The following is a 6,710-nucleotide window of genomic DNA, read 5'->3' on the forward strand; positions in this document are numbered from 1 at the left end:
ATTTGAAAAGAAAAGTATAGTTAAACGTTTGTGATTAACGCAAAGATGTTCCGGTGAATTAAACTGATAACAGTTTCTTAACCCTGGGTGCTACTGTAAAATTATACTACGCAACAGATGCAATAAATTTTACGCATACTCAAACAGAAATGGTGCTTTGGTGCCCATGAGCAGGTTATGACCCAAAAAATGTCTCTCAAAAATGGGGTTTGCGATGAACATAAATTTGTCATCTCAGCCTGCGGCTTCACATTTCAGGGGTATTGTTCGATCCTCAATAAGTACGGGATCCACGCTTCCCAAATTCACTTTAACGGAGATGAGGCATCCCAACAGGATGTTGAAAATATCCTTAAAAATCAGGATGCCCATATCGTGGTGTTCCTCGGGAAAGGTGTCGTCAATCTCCTGGAAAGCCTGAAGCGACTGGCCTCGGTACTCAATGCACTCCCCGTTATTCGGCATGTCACCCTGTATGGTGATATTCCTGACGGCTGGCTGTACCGCACGCTGGGCAGTCTTTTAAATAACAGTTATCAATTATCATTGATTCGTGTAGCCAGCGTTTCGGATGTAGTAGGCTGTTTTAATACCCATTACAAAAGCTTTAAGGATCGTTCTCGAGTATTACGCGAACGCTACATGGATATTGGCTCTGAAGAAAATCTAAAGTGGTTAACAAGAAGAGAGATTGACGTTTTATTAAATTTCTATCGTGGTATGTCCGTAAAGGAAATGTGCGATAGAATGGGATTGTCGAATAAAACGGTTTATACCCACCGAAAGGAAGGTGTGCTTAAATTACGTTTAATTAAGCGCTGGTTACACGATCCGCACAATTTTAAAGCAGATAAACCTGATAAACACCCGCGTCAAAAAGTGGGGCTCACGGAAAAAGAAGCCGAAATTTTTAATGCGCTACGTAATCGGGAAATATTTCCGGCATATCAGATTATTACCGATCGAGATAAAAAAGGGGTTGGGTTTGAAATCCTGATTCGCTGGAATAAAAACGGTAAAATTGTCAAGCCTGCCAGTTTTTTAACGGATGTTTCCAGTCATGAAATTTGGCTGAAAATTACGGCGTTGGTCATCCATGCCGCCGTTTCAGGTATTAATAAGTATAACGGGAAATACTATTTTTCAGTGAATATTCCGCCTCGTCTGGCGTCCGGGAATGCTTTGCCTGGGCTTTGTTGAATAAATCGAACTTTTGCTGAGTTGAAGGATCAGATCACGCATCTTCCCGACAACGCAGACCGTTCCGTGGCAAAGCAAAAGTTCAAAATCACCAACTGGCCCACCTACAATAAAGCCCTCATCAACCGTGGCTCCATAACTTTCTGGCTGGATGATGAAGCTATTCAGGCCTGGTATGAGTCAGCAACACCTTCTTCACGAGGCAGACCTCAGCGCTATTCTGACCTTGCCATCACGACTGTGCTGGTCATTAAACGCGTGTTCAGGCTGACCCTGCGGGCTGCGCAGGGTTTTATTGATTCCATTTTTGCCCTGATGAACGTTCCGCTACGCTGCCCGGATTACACCAGTGTCAGTAAGCGGGCAAAGTCGGTTAATGTCAGTTTCAAAACGTTCACCCGGGGTGAAATCGCGCATCTGGTGATTGATTCCACCGGGCTGAAGGTCTTTGGTGAAGGCGAGTGGAAAGTCAAAAAGCATGGCCAGGAACGCCGCCGTATCTGGCGTAAGCTGCATCTCGCCGTTGACAGTAAAACACATGAAATCATCTGCGCTGACCTGTCGCTGAACAATGTGACGGACTCAGAGGCCTTCCCGGGTCTTATCCGGCAGACTCACAGAAAAATCAGGGCAGCATCGGCAGACGGCGCTTACGACACCCGGCTCTGTCACGATGAACTGCGGCGTAAGAAAATCAGCGCGCTTATCCCTCCCCGAAAAGGTGCGGGGTACTGGCCCGGTGAATATGCAGACCGTAACCGTGCAGTGGCTAATCAGCGAATGACCGGGAGTAATGCGCGGTGGAAATGGACAACAGATTACAACCGTCGCTCGATAGCGGAAACGGCGATGTACCGGGTAAAACAGCTGTTCGGGGGTTCACTGACGCTGCGTGACTACGATGGTCAGGTTGCGGAGGCTATGGCCCTGGTACGAGCGCTGAACAAAATGACGAAAGCAGGTATGCCTGAAAGCGTGCGTATTGCCTGAAAACACAACCCGCTACGGGGGAGACTTACCCGAAATCTGATTTATTCAACAAAGCCAAAGGAACTTAATGGCGTTAAGCTTCAAAACAGAGTCAAGCGTAATATGGTTTCTCTCGTTTGGTTGGCTGTACAAGATTTAGCCGCAAAAAAAGGAATGAGTTGTATAAAGAGTATGCAGCGACAGCATTGGCAAATCTTCTATCGGTACATCGTGATACATGGTATCAAACCTATGCCACCCCTTGGAAAGAGCTAAAGAAAATAACTGAGTTGCTTGATTTCGATACCTTGAATAAAATCAAATTATACGTTTCAAAATAGTCATCTAAATCGCGATAGCACTAGCGTGTGCTATCGCATTATTTCATAATTTAACTCTAATAAGCTGATACTTTCCCTCGTCGAGTCTGTTTTTATAGATTCTAGTCATGGGTATATTACTCTTCACATATTCCTTGGCTAATTCTATATTTTCTTCAGTGCTATTACACCCCAGTGTAATGGATTTTATGCATTCTTTTGGTAATTGAAATAATCCTTTCTCGTCTAGACTATCCTTGTGACATATCGAGCGGTATTCTTGCTCATAACTCCACTCTGCTTGTTTTATGCTTGTCAGAGCTTGATAAAAATTTTCCTTCTGTTTCTCAAAAAGATCGCCATTAAAACCAAGTAGAGTATTAAAACACATACTTGGATATTTTTTTTGATATTTTACTTTTTTCACGCCTTTGAAAAGGTTTGTATAAGAGGGTATTTTATTTAGATCTAATTCAAACATAATCCCTCTATGGTTTTTGGTGTAATGCCCCCACATTAGTGGATGATTAAAACTTTTACTTAGACATAAAATCCTGGATTGACGCTCTACACTTGAATATGCGAGCCTACTAAAATCAATAGAGTTCAAATATACCCGTTGTATGTTTTCTGATGATTTTGCATGGTCTAATATGTTACGCTCTAGTTCAAAAAATACATCGCGTGGAGGTTTTTTGTTATTATTAGCTAGTGTTGAATTTATTGTCCCTTCGAGGGCTATGAATTCTCTTAATATAGCAGCCTGTGAATCATCTAATTTTGTAATATCTAGTTCTGATGGGAGTTTGAATCCACCTTTGATTGTCGCTGTCAAGGCAGCAATCCTAACTACTGTTTTTAAATCCCTTGAAGTGGTAAAGCGAGACTCGAAAGGGTCATTAAACTCATTGATTGAAGACCATTTAAATTTCTGATTCTGGATTGACCGCAATCCATTTTCTATACTTGAGTATTTATATAAAATTGGTAGTCCCATATTCAGTCCGTTAGATATAGTTGAAAAAGCATCGCGTGTAGGAGAGGCTGTCTTTGGTTGGTTTGTACCTATGAACCATACATTCTAATACAACCGCCTCTTGTTGCTAATGTTACATACAACCGGATCGGGAGTCGAGTCAACTTACATGAGTCTAGATAGCATCTTGCAAAACCCGACACTTTATGCCATATTTAATGTCAATTTTGATAAATTGCCAAAGTTACATAAACCCGTCGCTAGCGGGTTTTTTTACATCCAAAATTCAGGAAAGCACATTACGTCGTCCAACTAACCTGGGGTGGTTTGTTGGGTAGTGTGCTCCCCTGTTATGACGCGTAGGATTTCTTCAGCTAACTCTGGTGAACAGGTGTGACGCTAACTAGATTTAGGGCGCATCCTCTGTAATGGATGCCTCTTTTAGTAACAGGACTGATGGATCCTGCACTGACGTGGGGTGATACCAACATTATCTGAAGATTCATATCGCTGGCCCTGACTGTTAGAAGTCTATGGGAGCAAGCTCTCGCGTCACGTTGTTGTTTCCTTTATTCTCAAATTGAATCCTGCTTGTTGGAGCAGTTTTTTCCGTGCTATATCTGGCTGGTTGATAGGAAATTCTGATATTATCCTTCTAAAAAAGGAGGATTCAATGGGCTGGCTTGATTTTGATTTAAAGTTTGATGGCTTATCATTCTTAGATTCAGGTATCTTAACAATAGACAAGATTCCTGAGATCGCTGTAAACACGGGTTTTGGATTAGATACATTTTTATCGACAATTTTTGCAAGTGCTATTACGGGAGCAATCTCATACTACGCAATCAGAGCTAATAACAAAACGATCAATGAAGAGCGCAGGCGGCAAGAGCGGTTGACGACAAAACAACTTAAAGCCCAATATGTATCAGCGAATAGACAGCAGTGGATCAATGAACTTAGGGATACAGTATCAACTTATAACTCTCATGTTATTTCCTGCTTGAATAATCATGTGCGTATTTTTAATGCTTACAAAAAACACATTGATAGAATGATCGACTCTGCTTTAATCGATGAAAAAAGAAAAATTCAAAGTGATATGTCGTATTGTGTAACTAAGATTGAGCTTTTGCTGAACCCAAAAGAGCTAGAGACAAAAGAAATCATCAAAATCATGAACGATATAGCCATTCAATTTAACGAGATAAAGCATGGTACGAAGATTGAACCTGCAATAACCAATAATTATTTGGTAGAGCTTAACAGTGTAGTTAAAGTTGTATGTAAAAATGAATGGGAAAAAATAAAAGAACATATTTAAGGAATGATTTTCATGGGCCGCTTAGTTGCGGCCTTTTTTATGCCTGCAATTTGGGAGGAATCATGCAGAACTACACCCCGCCAAGGGGCTGGGGTCCGGTACTTCATTTTTTACATGAGAACAGGCTGGCATTGCAGGGCGCTTTGAGTGCGTTCTTTATAGCCTTGCTTTTCTCATTGTGGGACGGGGTAGCCTGGCGCCGCTCATTCACTGCTGGGTTTATCTGCGGATTCGTCGCACTGGCAGTGGTGAGCTTTTTTGAACAGCTGGGTGTATCAGACATGGACTGGTCTTTCGTTATTGGTGCCGCTGTCGGTGTTGCTGGCGTAGACCGCCGTCGGTCTCTGATTAACGCGGCTGTGACATTATTTGCAAGTAAGAAGGGTATTAACGATGACCAAAAATGAAATTATTAATGGTCTGCTGGAGCGTGAAGCTGGTTACGTAAACCATCCCTCTGATAAAGGCGGTCCAACTAATTGGGGGATCACTGCAAAAACCGCCCTAGCTCATGGCTATAGCGATGTTCGCTCCCTGACGAAAGAACAGGCTCGTGCTATTTACGAGGCTGATTATTGGTATGGACCGCGCTTCGATCAAATTGCTGAACTATCACCGAAAATCGCAGACGAGCTTTGCGATACCGGCGCTAATATGGGCCCGTCAGTCGCAAGTAAGTTTTTCAAGCGCTGGTTATCGGCTCTGAACCTGCGCGGCAAACTCTATCCTGACCTTGATCCCGATGGGCGAATTGGTCCGCGAACTATCATCGCGTTGAAAGCTCTTCTGCGGTATCGTGGAAAGGATGGAGAGACTGTCGTTCTTCGCGGTCTAAATTCAAGTCAGGGCGCCCGTTATCTGGAACTGGCTGAATCCAGGGAAGCTAACTTGGCTAACCATGCAGCGAAGAAATGGCAACGCCTGACCGGCGGGGTGGTCGATTTGTCCAATATCGATCGGCAACGTAAGTTGCTGGCTATCGTGCCTGTAGAAGACGTATTGGGTGTCGGAAGGCGCATCAGCAAGAAGCTCAACGCTATGGGCATCAAAACGGCTCTGGACCTCTCTGAGCAGAGTACGTGGATTATTCGAAAGCACTTCAATGTCGTCTTGGAGCGAACTGTCCGGGAGTTGCGAGGCGAACCATGTTTAGAGCTGGAGGAGTTTGCGCCAGCAAAGCAGGAAATCGTCTGCAGCCGGTCATTCGGAGAACGCGTCACGGACTATGAGCAGATGCGTCAGGCCATCTGCAGTTATGCGGCCCGTGGTGCTGAAAAACTACGGGGTGAGCATCAGTACTGCCGCTTTATTTCTGCCTTCGTGAAAACCTCTCCATTCGCGCTTAATGAGCCATATTACGGTAACAGCGCGTCCATGAAGCTTCTCACCCCCACTCTGGATTCCCGCGACATCATCTACGCCGCGGTAAAGTGCCTGGACAAAATCTGGAAGGATGGTCACCGGTACCAGAAGGCAGGAATCATGCTCGGGGATTTTTTCAGCCAGGGTGTGGCTCAGCTCAACCTATTCGACGAGAAGGCGCCACGGGTCGGTAGCGAAAGGTTGATGGAAGTGCTCGATCACCTGAACGCAAAAGACGGAAAAGGAACGCTCTACTTTGCAGGGCAGGGCGTTCAGCAGCAATGGCAGATGAAGCGTGAAATGCTTTCGCCTCGTTACACAACAAGATATTCTGATCTTCTCAGGATAAGTTAATATCACGGAAGGTTTGATCCGCTATGTACTAAGAGATGATGTTGTTAGGCTCAGACTAAGCTTAACATTGAGTAAAGTACTAACGAAGCTATGATCTTGACCCGCCATTTCCGGACAGCTTTTGTATCTTAAGTTAACGATGCCCGCTGCCGCCGGTATTCTCTCGGAGAGTGATATCCCAGCGCACTATGCGGGTGATTTTCAT

5 protein-coding genes and 2 pseudogenes are annotated in these 6,710 nt (G+C 44.2%); 6 read left to right on the forward strand and 1 reads right to left on the reverse strand.

Annotated features, from left to right (window positions below; translation table 11 throughout):
* Window positions 1–177 precede the first annotated feature (177 nt).
* Window positions 178–1,200 (forward strand): EAL domain-containing protein, encoded by a 1,023-nt coding sequence (locus FHC52_RS16275; RefSeq protein WP_310572720.1) that lies wholly within the window; start codon window positions 178–180, stop codon window positions 1,198–1,200.
* A 21-nt stretch (window positions 1,201–1,221) separates the two neighbouring features.
* Complete coding sequence (locus FHC52_RS16280) at window positions 1,222–2,190, forward strand: IS5 family transposase (protein ID WP_023312629.1); 969 nt, start codon at window positions 1,222–1,224, stop codon at window positions 2,188–2,190.
* Between the two features lie 363 nt (window positions 2,191–2,553).
* On the opposite strand, the gene FHC52_RS16285 is transcribed toward FHC52_RS16280, so the two are convergent.
* Window positions 2,554–3,486 carry a DUF2971 domain-containing protein gene (locus FHC52_RS16285; RefSeq protein WP_126288897.1) on the reverse strand — a complete coding sequence of 311 codons (933 nt, stop codon included), beginning with the start codon at window positions 3,484–3,486 and terminating at the stop codon, window positions 2,554–2,556.
* A 652-nt stretch (window positions 3,487–4,138) separates the two neighbouring features.
* Between FHC52_RS16285 and FHC52_RS16290 the strand changes: the two genes are divergently transcribed.
* From FHC52_RS16290 to umuC, 4 genes and pseudogenes are all read left to right on the forward strand, one after another.
* Window positions 4,139–4,789 (forward strand): hypothetical protein, encoded by a 651-nt coding sequence (locus FHC52_RS16290; RefSeq protein ID WP_126288899.1) that lies wholly within the window; start codon window positions 4,139–4,141, stop codon window positions 4,787–4,789.
* Between the two features lie 62 nt (window positions 4,790–4,851).
* Window positions 4,852–5,196 (forward strand): phage holin family protein, encoded by a 345-nt coding sequence (locus tag FHC52_RS16295; protein ID WP_164552873.1) that lies wholly within the window; start codon window positions 4,852–4,854, stop codon window positions 5,194–5,196.
* Window positions 5,183–5,665: pseudogene (locus tag FHC52_RS22790) on the forward strand (glycoside hydrolase family 108 protein); the annotation flags it as partial. The gene FHC52_RS16295 and the pseudogene FHC52_RS22790, both read left to right, overlap by 14 nt.
* A gap of 6 nt (window positions 5,666–5,671) precedes the next feature.
* Window positions 5,672–6,505 (forward strand): annotated as a pseudogene (gene umuC / locus FHC52_RS22795) (translesion error-prone DNA polymerase V subunit UmuC); the annotation flags it as partial.
* Between the last annotated feature and the right edge of the window lie 205 nt (window positions 6,506–6,710).

It is taken from the genome of Enterobacter sp. EC_64, from assembly GCF_019584165.1.
GTDB classification, from domain to species: domain Bacteria; phylum Pseudomonadota; class Gammaproteobacteria; order Enterobacterales; family Enterobacteriaceae; genus Enterobacter; species Enterobacter roggenkampii.

Excerpts from the sequence above, each read along its gene's own strand:
- FHC52_RS16295 (WP_164552873.1), top strand. The coding sequence starts at position 4,852 with ATGCAGAACTACACCCCGCCAAGGGGCTGGGGTCCGGTACTTCATTTT.
- FHC52_RS16285 (WP_126288897.1), bottom strand. The coding sequence starts at position 3,486 with ATGGGACTACCAATTTTATATAAATACTCAAGTATAGAAAATGGATTG.
- FHC52_RS16275 (WP_310572720.1), top strand. The coding sequence starts at position 178 with ATGACCCAAAAAATGTCTCTCAAAAATGGGGTTTGCGATGAACATAAA.
- FHC52_RS16290 (WP_126288899.1), top strand. The coding sequence starts at position 4,139 with ATGGGCTGGCTTGATTTTGATTTAAAGTTTGATGGCTTATCATTCTTA.